Origin of the sequence: Nocardioides sp. Soil774 (genome assembly GCF_001428125.1) — a bacterium.
Taxonomy (GTDB): Bacteria; Actinomycetota; Actinomycetes; order Propionibacteriales; family Nocardioidaceae; genus Nocardioides.
This window is the reverse complement of the sequence record NZ_LMSM01000010.1, coordinates 257,935-272,933: the sequence shown is the minus strand read 5'-3', so window position 1 is coordinate 272,933 and position 14,999 is coordinate 257,935. Positions and strand designations below refer to the sequence as shown.

Here is a 14,999-nt window from a genome sequence, read left to right as displayed (position 1 = left end):
ACGCGTGAAGTCAAGCCCGGATCTGATATAGCCATTCCCCTTCGGGCAGGCTGTTCCTATGCCATCATCCCCGCTCACGCTCAGCCGTATCACCGTCCTGTCCGGAGGGGTCGGCGGGGCACGCTTCCTGCAGGGCCTCCTGCACGGCCTGCGCACCGGCGCGGTGCCCGGGGGCTCCCCCGACACGCAGGTCACCGTCGTGGCCAACACCGCCGACGACTGGTGGATCCACGGCCTCAAGGTCTGCCCCGACCTCGACACCGTCATGTACACCCTGGGCGAGGGCATCGACGTCGAGCGCGGCTGGGGCCGCAGCCAGGAGACCTGGAGCGCGAAGACCGAGCTCGAGGCCTACGGCGTCGAGCCGACGTGGTTCGGGCTCGGCGACCGCGACATCGCCACCCACCTCGTCCGCACCCAGATGCTCGAGGCCGGCTTCACCCTCTCGCAGGTCACCGAGGCACTGTGCCGCCGCTGGCTCGAGCCGCTGCACGGCCGGCAGGTGCGGCTGCTGCCGATGAGCGACGACCGCGTCGAGACGCACGTCGCGATCGCCGACGCCGACAGCCCGAGCGGACGCCGGGTGGTCCACTTCCAGGAGTACTGGGTGCGCCTGCACGCGGCGGTGCCCGCCGAGACCGTGCTCGCCGTCGGGCAGGACGCCGCCACGCCGGCACCCGGCGTGCTCGACGCGATCGCCACGGCCGACCTCGTCGTGCTGCCGCCCTCCAACCCCGTGGTGTCGGTGGGCACCATCCTCGGCGTGCCTGGCATCCGCGCCGCCGTGCGGTCGACCCCCGCGCCGGTCGTCGGCGTCTCCCCCATCGTCGGCCCCACCCACGTGCACGGCATGGCGCAGCAGATGCTCACCAGCATCGGCGTGGAGGTCAGCGCAGCGGCCGTCGGGCTCCACTACGGCGCGCGCTCGCGCGGCGGGGTGGTCGACGGCTGGCTCCTCGACACCCGCGACGCCGAGCAGCTGCCCCGGCTCGAGGAGGCGGGCGTCCTCGCGCGGGCCGTGCCGCTCATGATGAGCGACCACGACGCGACCGCCGCGATGGCCGCCGCTGCCGTCGAGCTCGTCGCGGGCCTTCGAACATGACCCGGATCGAGGTGTGGGCCCCCGATGGGGTGCCGGAGGTGCGGGCGGGCGACGACCTCGCCGGGCTGCTCCTCGACGTCCTCGGCGGCGGGTCGGAGCTGGCCGACGGCGACGTGGTGTGCGTGACGAGCAAGGTGGTCAGCAAGGCCGAGGGCCGCACCCGCACGGGTGGGCGCGAGGAGGCGATCGACGAGGAGTCGGTGCGCGTGGTGGCTCGGCGCGGCGCGACCCGCATCGTGCGGCACCGCCTCGGCCTGACCATGGCCGCGGCGGGCGTCGACGCGTCCAACGTCGCGGTGGGCTCGGTCGTGCTGCTCCCGCTCGACCCGGACGCCTCGGCCCGGGCGCTGCGGCGCGAGCTCGCGGCCCGGGCCGGGGTCAACGTGGGCGTCGTCGTGACCGACACGGCCGGGCGCGCCTGGCGCGAGGGACAGACCGACATCGCGATCGGCGCCGCGGGCCTCGTGGTGGCGCAGGACTTCGCCGGACGCACCGACGCGCACGGCAACCCCCTCGTCGTCACGCTCCCGGCGGTCGCCGACGAGCTCGCGGGGGCCGCGGAGCTCGCCCAGGGCAAGCTCGGCGCCCGCCCGGTGGCCGTGGTGCGCGGCCGGGCCGACCTCGTGCTGCCCCCCGGTGACGACGGGCCCGGTGCCGCGGCACTCGTGCGCCCCGACGGCGCGGACATGTTCGGGTGGGGCGCGCGGGAGGCCGTCGTACGTGCGCTGGCGGGCGCGGACGGCGACCGCGTGCCCTTCGGCGCGCCGGCCCCCGCCGACGAGCTCGCCTCAGCGATCGCCCACCTGCCCCGCCCGGACGACCGGACCGCGGTGGCGGCGCTGTGCTTCGCCCACGGCTGGCGGGTGGAGGACTGGGACCGGGTGTGCGAGGGATCACCGTCGACTACGTAGACTCTGCCAGCGCAGACCGCAGTTCCACCGACCGAGAGACACCGAGCACCGTGGCCAAGCAGGCAAAGACCGACCGTCAGGCGGTCATCGACTCCATCCGCTCCCAGCAGTCGCGCTCCGAGAACCGGCGCGGCATGGCGATCATCGGCGTGTGCGTGCTCGTCGCCGTCGTGATCATCGCTGCGGCCGCCTACAAGCCGGTCAAGGACTGGTACGACCTGCGTGCCTACTCCTCGGACTCCCTCTCCGAGATCGGCGCCAAGGCGTCGGCGTGCCAGAAGGTGACGACCAAGAAGGCCACGGGCAACCAGGACCACGTCGACGTCGGCACCCCCATGAGCTACCCGGACGCGCCCCCCGCCTTCGGCCAGCACTGGAACATGTGGGACTCGATGGACCGCAAGCTCTACATGGCCTCCGACCGTCCCGACCTCGGCGAGCTGGTGCACAACCTCGAGCACGGCTTCACGATCCTGTGGTACGACGAGACCATCGCCGATGACGGCGACAAGATGGACGAGCTGCGCGGCATCGCCTCCAAGCTCCAGGGCACCACCAACTACCGCGACAAGTTCAAGGCCGTGCCGTGGACCTCCAAGGACGGCAAGGCGTTCCCGAAGGGCCAGCACGTCGCCTTCACCCACTGGTCCGTCGGCGGCGCCGGCGAGACCGACCCGGAGAAGCAGGTCGGCGTCTGGCAGTACTGCTCCGACGTGAGTGGTGCCGCGCTGGAGACCTTCATGGAGGAGTACCCCTACATGGACTCCCCCGAGCCCAACGCGGTCTGAGCCGGCGTCGGTCCGGTCATGATGGACACCTTCGCCGACGTGCTCGCCGCGCAGCTCCGGCGTGACCCCGGGCGCCCGCTGGTCACCTTCTACGACCACGCCACCGACGAGCGCGTCGAGCTGTCGGTGACGACGTACGCCAACTGGGTGGCCAAGGCCGCCGGTCTCCTGACCGACGGAGTCGACCTCGAGCGCGGCATGTCGCTGCGCATCGACCTGCCACCGCACTGGCTCTCGACGGTCTTCCTCGGTGCTGCCTGGACGGTGGGCCTGCGGGTGACGACCTCGGACGACCCCGACGCGGTGGTGTGCGGCCCGGACTCGCTGGACACCTGGGCCCCGCGTGCTGCACAGATGCCTGTGCTCGCCTGCAGCCTGCGCCCGCTCGGCACCCGGTTCACCGACCCGCTGCCCGGTGGCGTCCTGGACGTCGGCGTGGAGATCTGGGGCCAGCCCGACGGCTTCGTGGCGTGGGACCCGCCCACCGCGGACGACGCCGCCACCGACACCCTGACCCAGGGCGAGCTCTTCGCCGCCGGCCGACAGCCGGACGACCTGACGGCCGCCGTCGGGAGCTCTCTCACCGACGGCGGCCGTCTTCTGTCGGTGGCCGACCCGGCTTCCCCACCAGGAACGGCCACCTTCACCGAGCCCCTCAGACGAGGAGGCTCGCTGGTCCTCGTGCGCAACCCCGACCCCGCTCGCCTCGACGACGTCCACGACGCCGAGCGGGCGACCGCGCGGGCCTGATCGCGCTGTCCCACTGCATCCGCCTGTGCCGTCAGCCGGCCAGGTCGAAGCCCCCCAACCCCTCGCCCAGCAGGCGCGGTCGCGAGACGCCGGACCTACGGCCCGGGAAGACGTAGGCCACGCCGCTGGCACGGTCGCGCACGATGTAGTCGCCCGCACCCTTCAGCGTGACCGCCTGGACCTCGATCACCCAGTCGTAGACCGAGAGGTCGGACGGCAGCCCGGCCCGGGTCGGCACCTGGCCGGCCACCGGGACGGGGGCGGTGAAGTGCGTGCCGTTGCCCCGCCACACCGAGAGGCGTCCGCCGGCCGGGGTGCCCATCAGGTCCGGCAGGCCGTCGCCGGTGACGTCGCCGACGGCCTCGAGGCCGGCGATGCCGCCCCAACCGCCGCCGACCAGCCGGGGCTGGGCCAGGGCGCCGGTGCCGTTGCCGCTGAAGATCCAGAGCTGACCGGCGGTGTCGCGGGCGAGCACGTCGCCGAAGCCGTCGCGGTCGACGTCGCCGGCGTTGAGGAGCAGGTCCATGCCGGCGAACGACACACCGGTGTCGACGGGGGCCCCGAGCTCGAAGGTGTCGCGGTTGGCCACGACGACCAGCTGCTGGCCCGAGACGCCGATGAGGTCGGCACCCGAGCCCCCGACGAGGTTGGCGGCGCTGATCCAGCGCATCGTCTTGAGGTTGGTCGCCGGGCCCAGTGCGGCGCCGTACGTCCCGTCGCCGCGACCGGGCAGCATGACCACCTTGCCGGCGCTGTCACGTGCCACCAGGTCGGGACGGCCGTCGCCGTTGAAGTCGCCGGCCACGAGGCGGTTGTAGCCGCTCCAGCTGCCCGCCACACGGCTCGGCGGCGCGAAGCGCCCGGTGCCGTAGCCGGTCTGCAGGAAGACGCGGTTCTTGGTGCGCAGCAGCAGGTCGGCACGGCCGTCGCCGTTGACGTCGCCGGCGCCGACGAGCTGCCGGTAGTTGCCGTAGCCCTTGCGGGTCGTCTTGCGGTCGAAGCCGCCCTTGCCGGTGGCCAGCAGGGTGGTGAGCCGGCCCTTGAAGCGCGCGACCAGGTCGTTGCGGCCGTCTCCGTTGATGTCGCCGACCGCGGTGATCAGGGAGTAGCCGCGCAGCGACATCGTGCGCGCGGTGTCACCGAACTTGCCGTCGCCCCGGCCGGCGCGGATGCGCACCTTGCCCGAGCGGTCGACGGTCACCAGGTCAGGCGTGGAGTCGCCGGTGAGGTCGGGCGAGACCAGGACGTCGGCACGCTGGTCCCAGCCCTTCTTGCCCACCACGCTGCGCTTCTGGAACGAGGTGAGGCCGCCCGTGGGGATCACCATGCCGCGGCCGTCGCTGGCGCGACGTACGACCAGGTCGGGGTAGGGCGAGGCGTCGAGGTTGTTCTGCGGGTCGGGCTCGGAGACCTCGATCGGCTGGACCGGCGGGACCGGCGGGACCGCCGGGGCCGCCGCGCTGGCGTACTGCCGGATGACGGGCAGCTTGGCGTAGAGGTACTTGCCCGGGCAGGCGGTGGCGGCCGTGGGGCTGTCCCGGTGGCCGTTGATGGCCGCCATCGTGGAGCGACCGACCTTCTGCGACGTCGAGGCGGGGTCGACCCCGTGCAGCGAGAGCTTCCAGGCGAAGAGCTGGCCGTAGGCGCGCAGCATCACGTCGGGCGGCTGCACGACGTCGAAGTTGCCGATGGCCGACATCGCGAAGGCGTAGTCGTTGTAGTTGAGGGTGTGGGCGCCGACGACGGGCTTGTCGATGCCGCCGAAGCGCCCCTCCCAGATCCGGCCGAACCGGTCGACGAGGAAGTTGTAGCCGATGTCGCTCCAGCCGCGGGACTTCACGTGGTAGGCGTAGATGCTGCGGATGATGGCCGGCACCTGGGCCTCGGTGTAGTCGTTGGCGTTGACCGTGTGGTGCACGAAGCCGGCGCTGATCGTGCCGTAGCGCAGCGAGCTCTTGTCGCGGATGCTCTCGTCGGCGCCCCACTGGGCGCGGGAGAAGATGGTGGGCTGGGCGACCGTCTGCTTGGCGTACGCCGCCTGCAGGCTGATGCCGTCGGACTTCAGCTGCTCGTCCTGCTCGGCGTAGTCCTGCTCGTAGGAGGCGGTCGGGTCGTCGGCCGACGGCTTGTCGGCCGGGGCCTCGGTCTCGCTGGTCCTCGCCGAGCCCGGGTCGACCAGCGCGAGCGAGAGGTCGTCGGGCAGGGTCGCGCCCTCGGTGCTCGCCTGCACCTGCACGTCGTCGACCTCGCCGACGAACATGGGCTCGGTGCCGGGGCGGGCGTTGGTCGCCTCGGCGCTGCCGGCGTCGGGGCCGTGGTCGTCGTGGTACTCCAGCGCCTCCCAGTCGCTCCAGGTGTCGCCGGTGCGCGTGCGCACCCGCACCGCGATCTGGTCCTCGGCGAGGTCCTCGCCGTGCTGCCAGGTCACGCCGATCGCGGCGAACCCGGTGACGGCCTGCGGCTTGCTCACCACGCGCGAGGCGGTGGCGCCGCCAGCGATCGTCCGCCCGGCGAGGCCCGCGAAGCCGCCCTTGGCGCCGGTCAGCGGCACCTCGGTGACGACCGGCGTGACCGCCGTGGTCGGCACCGTGGCGGAGACCAGCTCGGCCGGCGCGGCCGCGCCGGCGCTGGCGGGCTGACGGCCCGGGTGCTCCCCGACGATGTCGAGGGAGACCACGCCGGAGGCGGGCGTGAGGACGACGAGCACGACACCCAGGGCCAGCACCTGCTGGCACAAGGTGACGAGACGAGCCTGGAGAGGACGCATGGGAGATCTCTGTTCCTGTGTGGGGGAAGGTCACACAAGGCAGGAGTTTCACACCAGTCACACCAGTCACGGAAGAGTTTCTGAGTAACTACAACGGTGTAATTTCCACTCGACACGCCGTTACATGGGTGTAATTCTGACCGATCTTCGGCCGAAAAGCCACTGAAACACCGAGAGCGGTGGTCCAGCCACATTCCTCGCACCGGGAATGAAGGTGGACCGCCGCTCTACGGATACGTCGAAGCGCTCAGCTCAGATGTCGCTGGCGAGCGCGTCGTCGCGCTCGTCCTCGTCGCTCTCCTCGCCGTCGGGCTCGTCGTCGTCGCCGTCGTAGTGGAGGAACTTGATGGCCTCGTCGACGTCGCCGTCGAAGCCCACGTGCCCCTTCTCCAGCACGATCGCCCGGTCACACATGCGCTTGACCGAGCCGGCGGAGTGGCTGACGTAGAACATCGTGATCCCGGACTCGCGGATCTCCTTCATGCGCTTGAGGCACTTGCGCTTGAAGGGCCGGTCCCCCACCGCCAGGACCTCGTCGGCGATGAAGATGTCGCAGTCGACGTGGACCGCGACCGAGAAGCCCAGGCGGGCGAACATGCCCGAGGAGTAGTTGCCGACGGGGGTGTCGAGGAAGCGGCCGACGTCGGCGAAGGCGGCGATGTCGTCGAACTTGGCGTCGGTCTCGTCCTTGGTCATGCCGAGCATCGCGGCGTTCATGTAGATGTTGTCGCGGCCGGACAGCTCGTTGTGGAAGCCGGCGCCCGTGGCGATCAGACCGGAGATGCGCCCGCGGGTCAGCACCTCGCCCTCGTCGGGGCGCATCACGCCGCTCACGAGCTTGAGCAGGGTGGACTTGCCCGAGCCGTTGAGGCCCATGAGCCCGATGGACTCTCCTTGCTGGACCTCGAAGGAGACCCCCGACAGTGCCTGGAAGGTCTGGCTGGTCGAGTTGCCGCGGAACTTGTCCTGCAGGACCTTCTTGAGCGTCGGGTGCGCCTGGTAGCGGAACGTCTTGGAGACGTTGTCGACGACGATCGACGTCGTGGCGGTGGTGGTCATCAGAGGCGCTCCGGGACGGTCTTCTCGAGGCGCGAGAAGACGAACTGACCCACGGCCAGCAGGACGAGCCCGATCACGAGCATCACCAGCCCGCGGGAGTAGAGATCTCCGACGAACTCCGGCAGCTCCGCGCCGGTGAGCGGGTCCACGACGCACGGGCCGTCGCAGGTGGGGATCCAGAAGCCGCGCTGGATGAGCATCACGGCCTCGGCGACCGGGTTGGCGACGTAGAGGTCGTGGTACTTCAGCGGGATCCGCTCACCGTCGGCGATGAGGTAGTAGGGGTACATCATCGGCACGGTGAACGGGATGATGTTGATGAAGGTCTGCACGATGCGCTGGAAGTCGCGGAAGATCACGTTGACGCACGAGAACATCAACCCGAAGGCCGTGCCGTAGACCATGATCAGGGCGAAGCCCAGCAGCGCGGCGGCCATGCCGACCGCGTCCGGCACCCACAGCGGGCCGTCGCCCACCCAGCCGGTGGCGACGCAGGCGATGACCAGGATGACCAGCTGCGGGATGGCGTGCCACAGCGAGACCAGCATCGAGGCCACCGGGAACATCTCGCGCGGCATCGCCATCTTGCCGATGACGCCCCGGTTGGACAGGAGCGACCGGGTGCCGGCGGTGACCGACTCGGTGAAGTAGTTGACCAGCACCATGCCGGCGAAGAGGTGGATCGCGAAGTTCTGCATCCCCGACCCGCGCCCGAGCAGCAGGCCGAAGACGAAGTAGAACGTCAGGAACCGGGTGAACGGGTTGATGTAGGACCACGCCAGGCCGAACGCCGTACCGGCGTAGCGGGCGCGGATCTCGCGGCGCACCATGAGCCGCAGCAGGTAGCGACGACGGAAGACCTCGAGCACGCCCGAGGTGCGTGACGGCGGCACCAGGGGCACGTGGGCGAGGTCGTGGCGGACCTCGACCGAGTCAGCCTGGCCGGCCGCCTGGCTCACCCGTCCTCCCGTTGCGTCGCGTCCTCGCTCCACGGCGCGAAGGTCTTCTCCCACGCCTCGGGCGAGGTGATCTCCCCCAGCGCCTCGCGGTACTGGCGGGCCAGCTCGGGCCACTCGCGGTGGAAGCGTCGGTGGATCTCGATCGTGCGCTTGAGCAGGTCGCGGTAGTGGGCGGGGTCGCGCTGGTAGAGCGCGACCGACGACCCGTCGTTCATCGAGACCACGGCCGAGTCGTACTTCACGAGGTTGTACCAGCTGGCATCCATGGCCGGGAGCTCGGTCTCGGGGAACTGCTGGGACATCTCGCGGACCGGTCGCAGCTGGCGGATCGGCGCCAGCGCGGCGGCGATCAGGGTCGCCTTGCGCCCGGGGATCTCGATGTCGGACTTGCCCTTCTTCGGCGGCTTCTTGCGGCGCACCTGCGGCAGCTCGTCACGGTCGGTGTGGAGCTGGGCGTCGGAGAACTGCTTGCGGAAGGCGTTGATGTCGGCGAGCTTGGTCGCCAGCTCGCCGTGCAGCGCGTGCGGACCGCGGAGCACGTCCTCCAGCGCGAGATGCCGCAGCTCGGCGGTGGAGTACTGCAGCGACGCGAGGTGCTTGATCTGGTGGTTGAAGCTCTCGCGCACCATCCGTCCGCCCCGCTCGTAGGGCGAGTGCAGCAGCGCCGCGATGAACCGGTTGCGCTGGTGGAAGTAGGACTGCCAGTCCACACCGTCGTTCTTGTCGGTCCACGGCACGTGCCAGACCGCGGCACCCGGGAACGACACGGTCGGGTAGCCGGCCTGCTTGGCGCGCAGGCCGAACTCGGAGTCGTCCCACTTGATGAAGACCGGCAGCGACAACCCGACCTCCTCGAGCACCACGCGCGGGATCAGGCACATGAACCAGCCGTTGAAGTCCACGTCGGCGCGCTTGTGCAGCCAGCGCGCCGAGCGCAGGTTGCGGGCCGCGAAGTCCCACTGGCTGTATCCGTCGAGCCGGGTCTGCCACCAGAAGCGCCACGGCTGGACGATCTCGCCGAACGAGTGCAGCTCGGCGCGGCTGAACAGGTTGAACATGTGGCCGCCGACGATGGTCGGACGCTTGGCGAGGTCACCGAAGGTGACCGCGCGGATGATGCCCTCGGGCTCGCACACGACGTCGTCGTCCATCATCATGGCGTACGTCGCGGTGCCCTTGCGCACGCTCTCGAGCTGGCCGCGGGCATAGCCGCCCGAGCCACCGAGGTTGCCCTGCACGATCACACGCAGCTTGTCGCCGAGGCCCGCCTTCGCGGCCGGGAAGTACTCGCTGTCGGTGACCTTGTCCTTGCCCTGGTCCATCACCATCACGGTGTCGAGGTAGGGCTGGAGCTCGGCCTCCGCGCCGAGCTGGCCGAGCAGCTGGGCGCTCATGTCGGGCAGCATCGTGGTGATGCACACGTCGACGGTGCCGTGCTCGGCACGGTCGGCGGGGACCTGGGCGGTCCACTCGGCACCCTCGACCACGGCCCCGTGGTCGCCGGCGACGACGTCGTACCAGTACCACCCGCCGTCGACGAACGGCTTCAGCGGCAGGGAGAACGTGAAGGTCCCGGAGTCACCCTCGACGGTGGCGGAGTCGACGCGCTGGGCGTGACCGCGCGCCATCGACTTGTAGACCGTCACCGACGAGCCGGCGCCGGTCACCATGACGGAGAGCTCGACCTCGGTGACGATGGTGTGGCGTCGCCAGTAGGAGGCCGGGAAGGCGTTGAAGTAGGTGCCGAACGACAGCAGCTGCGACGGCGTGAGCCGCAGCGCCGTACGGGACTGGATCTGGTCGGGGTGCAGCTTCTTGCCCGTCGAGGTGGACTGGCGGATCGCGGCGTTGTTGAGGTCCTTGGCGGCCTTGTCGCCGCCGACCGCGTGGCGGTCGGTGTCGAGCTTGGCGTCCTCGAGGTCGACGTAGAGCGCGAAGACGTCGGTGTCGCGGTCGATCGGCAGGATCTGGCGCTGCAGCAGGCGCGTCACGGTCTGGGTGCCGGTCGGGGTGGTGGTGCTCATGCGTCGATGCCTCCGCTGGTCAGCTCCGCGCCCTCGGTGAAGTGCGGCTTGAGCTTGTTGTCGTACATCGACAGCGCCGACCCGATGGCCATGTGCATGTCGAGGTACTTGTAGGTGCCCAGGCGACCGCCGAAGAGCACCATCGGCTCGGCCTTGGCCAGCTCGCGGTACTTCAGCAGCTTGGCGCGGTCGTCGGCGGTGTTCACCGGGTAGTAGGGCTCGTCGCCCTCCTCCGCGAAGCGGCTGTACTCGTGGACGATCACGCTCTTGCCGGGCAGGTGGGTCTTCTCCCGCTCGGGGTGGAAGTGCTTGAACTCGATGATGCGGGTGAAGGGGACGTCCTGGTCGTTGTAGTTGACCACGCCGGTGCCCTGGAAGTCGTCGGTGTCGACGACGCTCTCCTCCAGGTCGACCGTGCGCCACGAAAGGCGCCCCTCGGAGTTGCCGAAGTATTCGTCCACCGGACCGGTGTAGACGATCGGGACCTTGCCCTTGTAGGCATCGGCCACTGCGAAGAAGTCGGTCTCGAGGCGCACCTCGATGTTCGGGTGGTCGGCCATCTTGGTCAGCCAGGCGGTGTAGCCCTCGACCGGCAGGCCCTCGTAGGTGTCGCTGAACCAGCCGTTCTGGAAGGTGTAGCGGACCGGGAGGCGGGTGATGATGTCGGCGCTGAGCTCGGTGGGGTCGGTCTGCCACTGCTTGGCCGTGTAGCCCTTGATGAACGCCTCGTAGAGGGGGCGCCCGATCAGGCTGATCGCCTTCTCCTCCAGGTTAGAGGCGTCCTCGGTGGCGATCTCGCTCGACTGCTCGGCGATCAGCGCGCGGGCCTCGTCGGGGGTGTGCGACTTGCCGAAGAACTGGTTGATCAGCGCCAGGTTCATCGGCAGGGAGTAGACCTGCCCCTGGTACTTGCCGAACACCCGGTGCTTGTAGTCGGTGAACGACGTGAAGCGGTTGGCGTACTCCCACACGCGCTCGTTGGAGGTGTGGAAGAGGTGGGCGCCGTACTTGTGCACCTCGACGCCGGTCTCCGGGTTGCGCTCGGAGTACGCGTTGCCGCCGAGGTGGTGGCGACGCTCGAGGATCAGCACGCGCAGACCCAGCTCCTCGGCGCAGCGCTCGGCGATCGTGAGGCCGAACAGTCCGGCGCCGACGATGACGAGGTCGGGAAGCGGTGCGGTGTCGTGCGTGGTGCCCTGGGACAAGGGATGAGCTCCTTGGTTGAGAAACGCTGGGTGAGTCTATCGAGGGGGGCGGGCGGTGGCGCTCAGGCGCCGCATGCCCCGCGCCGACGCCATGGCGCGGATCACGTTGCGGGCCTCGGCCCGTCCGCCGCGCAGCGGGCTGAGCAGGACGACCACCAGGGTGATCAGCCACGGCTTGAGCCGCACGAGCGCGTTCTCGCCGTGGCGCAGGTGCACCACGAAGAGGTTGCGATACATGTAGAAGCCCTTCCACCCGGCCAGGTCGTGCTGCTGGTTGAACTCCAGCTGCCGCACGAGCACCGCGTCGCGCACCGCCCAGATCCGCCGTCCGGCACGGCGGGCGCGCACGGCGTACTCCGCGTCGTCGAAGAAGATGAAGAACGCGGGGTCGGGGAAGCCGATCTCGGTGATGACGTCGCGCCGCGCCATGAAGCCCTCGAACGCGACGTTCTGCACCTCGACCAGCTCCGGCATGGAGGCGCGGTCGGCGTAGGTCGAGTCGACGGTGCTGCGCTTGGGCCGGATCGCGAGCGGGTTGCGCAGGTCGAACTCGACGGCCGCCTTCTCCACGAGCGTGCCCGCGAGGTCCTCGCGCACGGCGATGAGGCAGTCCTCGTCGACGGCCATGAGCGCGGCGAGGCACGCGGGAGCAGGCACGACGTCGTCGTCGACCAGCCACACGCGGTCGAAGCCCCGGTCGTACGCCGCCCTCACCCCGCGGTGGAACCCTCCGGCACCACCCAGGTTGTCCTGCTCGATCACCTGCAGCGGCAGGTCGGTGCGCGCGGCCAGCACGTCGGCGGTGTGGTCGCTGCTGGCGTTGTCGACCACGATGACGGCGTCGGCCGCGCGGGTCTGCGCGGCCAGGCCGTCGAGCAGCCGGGCGAGCAGGTCGGCACGGTTGTGGGTGACCACCACGACCGCCACGGTCTCGCTCACGTCGCTCGCGCTCACGTCAAGAACCTCCGGTGGCCCTCGAAGTCGCCGGCGATGCCGGCGCGCATGGCGCCGACGCTGAGCCGCAACCGCGACAGGCTGGGCCGGGTGAAGGTGTAGAACCACGCGGTCTTCACCACGAAGGCGAAGGCGTGGAGGGGGCCGCGGTAGTCGCGCAGGTTGACCAGGTTGTTGCGTGCCATGCAGTAGTGCTTGAGGTCGCTCGGCGAGTCGTTGTAGGTGGTGCGGCCGAACATCATCGGGGTGCCCAGGTTGCCCACGCTCGGGTGGCGCACCGTGGCGGTCACGACGGTGGCGACGCGGGCGCCCGCCTCCTCCGCACGCAGCCGGTATTCGTGGTCGTCGCCCCAGATGAAGAACTCCTCGCGGGGCAGGCCGATGCGGTCCACGAGCTCCTTGGTCACCAGGACGCCGTTGAACGGGATGACGATCCCGTCGATGCGGTCGTGCCTCGCGGCGCGGCGTACGTCGTCGACGGCGTGCACCACGCGGGTGCCGCCGGGCAGCCGGATCGGGAACACCAGCCGGCCGGGGTCGGCCTCGTCGACGACGAGGGGTCCCCAGAAGTCGAGGTTGTCGGTCTCCTCGAGCAGCCGGTCGAGGCAGTCGTGGTCGGGCAGGCCGTCGTCGTCCATCAGCCACACGAGGTCGGCCTCGCGGTCGATCGCCCAGGCCAGGCCGTCGTGGAATCCGCCGGCACCACCGCGGTTCGTGGTGAGCGTGCGTCCCGAGAGCGGGACCTCGCCGGTGTGGCCGCGCGCCGCCAGCCACTCCCCCGTGCCGTCGGAGGAGGCGTTGTCGACCACCAGCACCTCGGCCAGGCCGTCGATCTCACCGAGTCGCTCGACGAGCTTCTCGAGCAGCGCGAGGCGGTTGAAGGTGACCACGACCGCGACGATGCGGGGCAGCGGTCCGGTGGTCACGGCGTACACAGTAGGGGGCGGGCGCGGAGGCTCAGCAAACCGCGCCGAGGTCCTCCGACTGGTTGGCGGCGTAGCCCGTGGACAGCGAGCCGAGCGAACCGCCGGTGATGGCCGGCGGGGTGGTCGGGGTGGCCGGCGCCACGGGGGTGGCCGCCCCACCGGAGCCCGCCGCGGGTGCCTCGGTGGCGGCGTCGCCGGAGTCCTCCGCGGGGGCGGCCTCGGCCGTCTCCGCCGGGGCCTCGGTGGCCGGCTTCTGCCCCTCCGCCCTGGCGATGGCGGCAGCGACCTTCTGCTGGACCAGGGCGATGTCGGGGTGCGCGGTGTTGATCATCGGCGGCACCAGCGAGAGCGTCGCGATCTTCTGGCTCTTCGCCTTCAGGGCCAGGTCGACGAACCGGTCGACCTCGCTGCGCGGCACGTCGGTGGAGACCATCGCCGAGCTCGCGCCGGCGATCTTCTCGAAGTTGCGCAGGGCGACCTGGGGGCTCACCTGCTGCAGCATCGCGCCCATCACGCACTTCTGGCGTGCCATGCGGGAGTAGTCGTCGGAGTCGTAGCGGGCGCGGGCGAACCAGAGCGTGTCGACGCCGTTGAGCGTGCGCTGGCCCGGCTCGATGTAGTGGAAGAAGGAGTCGCTCGGCAGGCCGACCGGGATCTTCTGGCGCACGTTGAGCTCCACGCCGCCGACCGCGTCGACGAGGTCCTTGAAGCCCTGGAGGTTGACCATCGCCCAGTAGTTCATCTTCAGGCCGGTGATGCCCTCGACGCCCTGGATGGTGGCGTCGACGCCGGGGTTCTTCGAGCCCTTGAACACCTCGGGGTGGTCGAGCGCCCACGTGGAGAGGCCGTTGAGGTACATCCCCTCCACGTCGAAGCCGTCGGGGAACTGCTTGCGCATCGCCGATCCCTCGGGGAACGGGAAGTTCTGCATGTTGCGCGGCAGCGAGATCAGCACGGTCTTGCCGGTCTCGGCGTCGATGCTCGCGACCGTCATCGAGTCGGGGCGCAGCCCCCAGCGCCCGGCGCCCGAGTCACCGCCCATGAGCAGCACGTTGTAGCGGCCGTGGTGGGCGCCGACGGCCGACCCCTCGCCGAACATCGAGATCATGAACTCGCGCTGGACGCCGACCATGTGCGCGCCGAAGAGCAGCGCGCCGGCGACACTGAAGCAGAGGAAGCCGTTGACGCCCACGATCGCGAGACGGTGCTGGCGCTGCAGCGTCAGCGGCTGACCGAGTCGCCAGGCGTCGACGAAGAGGTAGGCCCAGCCCACGGCGAGCGCCATCAGGCCCAGCCGGAGCACCTGCAGCAGCAGGGTGTTGGTGCCGGCCCAGAAGGCCACCCCGTGCCAGACGTACGACACCAGCGCGGCGGTCAGCGCCACGACCGCGAGGACGACGAAGGTGCGCAGCGCGATGCGACCCACCCTGCGGTTCCCCGAGACCAGCTGGGCCGATCCGGGGAGCACGAGCGTCATCAGCATCAGCGTCACCGCGCGTCGGAACCGGACGCGCTGCGCACGGTCGAGCGTGGTGAACCGCGTCTGCTGCGACC

12 protein-coding genes are annotated in these 14,999 nt (G+C 70.4%); 4 read left to right on the top strand and 8 right to left on the bottom strand.

Going from position 1 to position 14,999, the window contains the following annotated elements:
• Positions 1 to 58 precede the first annotated feature (58 nt).
• The 4 genes from cofD to ASG76_RS16705 are packed head-to-tail and all read left to right on the top strand — an operon-like array spanning position 59 to position 3,551.
• Complete coding sequence (gene cofD, locus ASG76_RS16720) at positions 59 to 1,102, top strand: 2-phospho-L-lactate transferase (protein WP_056605985.1); 1,044 nt, start codon at positions 59 to 61, stop codon at positions 1,100 to 1,102.
• Positions 1,099 to 2,013: a coenzyme F420-0:L-glutamate ligase gene (locus ASG76_RS16715; protein WP_056605982.1), complete on the top strand. Its 915-nt coding sequence runs from the start codon at positions 1,099 to 1,101 to the stop codon at positions 2,011 to 2,013. The genes cofD and ASG76_RS16715 overlap by 4 nt, the downstream gene beginning before the upstream one ends.
• 50 nt (positions 2,014 to 2,063) lie before the next feature.
• The gene (locus ASG76_RS16710; protein ID WP_056605979.1) at positions 2,064 to 2,801 is read left to right on the top strand and encodes a DUF3105 domain-containing protein; all 738 of its coding nucleotides are present in this window, start codon (positions 2,064 to 2,066) and stop codon (positions 2,799 to 2,801) included.
• 18 nt (positions 2,802 to 2,819) lie between these two features.
• Positions 2,820 to 3,551 carry a TIGR03089 family protein gene (locus tag ASG76_RS16705; protein WP_235529695.1) on the top strand — a complete coding sequence of 244 codons (732 nt, stop codon included), beginning with the start codon at positions 2,820 to 2,822 and terminating at the stop codon, positions 3,549 to 3,551.
• A gap of 31 nt (positions 3,552 to 3,582) precedes the next feature.
• Here the strand turns inward: ASG76_RS16705 and ASG76_RS16700 are convergent, their stop codons facing one another.
• The 8 genes from ASG76_RS16700 to ASG76_RS16665 all read right to left on the bottom strand — a co-directional run bounded on the left by ASG76_RS16700 (position 3,583) and on the right by ASG76_RS16665 (position 14,922).
• Positions 3,583 to 6,318, bottom strand: coding sequence for an FG-GAP-like repeat-containing protein (locus ASG76_RS16700; RefSeq protein WP_157559169.1), 2,736 nt, complete (start codon positions 6,316 to 6,318; stop codon positions 3,583 to 3,585).
• Positions 6,319 to 6,570: 252 nt separating this feature from the next.
• Positions 6,571 to 7,377 (bottom strand): ABC transporter ATP-binding protein, encoded by an 807-nt coding sequence (locus ASG76_RS16695; protein WP_056605973.1) that lies wholly within the window; start codon positions 7,375 to 7,377, stop codon positions 6,571 to 6,573.
• A complete protein-coding gene (locus ASG76_RS16690; RefSeq protein WP_056605970.1) occupies positions 7,377 to 8,336 on the bottom strand; it encodes an ABC transporter permease in 960 nt (319 codons plus the stop codon). The genes ASG76_RS16695 and ASG76_RS16690 overlap by 1 nt, the downstream gene beginning before the upstream one ends.
• Complete coding sequence (locus ASG76_RS16685) at positions 8,333 to 10,360, bottom strand: glycosyltransferase (protein ID WP_056605967.1); 2,028 nt, start codon at positions 10,358 to 10,360, stop codon at positions 8,333 to 8,335. The genes ASG76_RS16690 and ASG76_RS16685 overlap by 4 nt, the downstream gene beginning before the upstream one ends.
• On the bottom strand, positions 10,357 to 11,565 hold the full coding sequence (gene glf / locus ASG76_RS16680) for a UDP-galactopyranose mutase (protein WP_056605964.1): 1,209 nt from the start codon (positions 11,563 to 11,565) through the stop codon (positions 10,357 to 10,359). Before glf ends, ASG76_RS16685 begins: the two co-directional genes overlap by 4 nt.
• 36 nt (positions 11,566 to 11,601) lie before the next feature.
• Positions 11,602 to 12,519, bottom strand: coding sequence for a glycosyltransferase (locus tag ASG76_RS16675; protein ID WP_235529694.1), 918 nt, complete (start codon positions 12,517 to 12,519; stop codon positions 11,602 to 11,604).
• Positions 12,516 to 13,445, bottom strand: coding sequence for a glycosyltransferase family 2 protein (locus ASG76_RS16670; RefSeq protein WP_235529693.1), 930 nt, complete (start codon positions 13,443 to 13,445; stop codon positions 12,516 to 12,518). The genes ASG76_RS16675 and ASG76_RS16670 overlap by 4 nt, the downstream gene beginning before the upstream one ends.
• 31 nt (positions 13,446 to 13,476) lie before the next feature.
• Entirely contained in the window at positions 13,477 to 14,922 is a 1,446-nt protein-coding gene (locus ASG76_RS16665; RefSeq protein WP_235529692.1) for an LCP family protein, read from the bottom strand.
• Between the last annotated feature and the right edge of the window lie 77 nt (positions 14,923 to 14,999).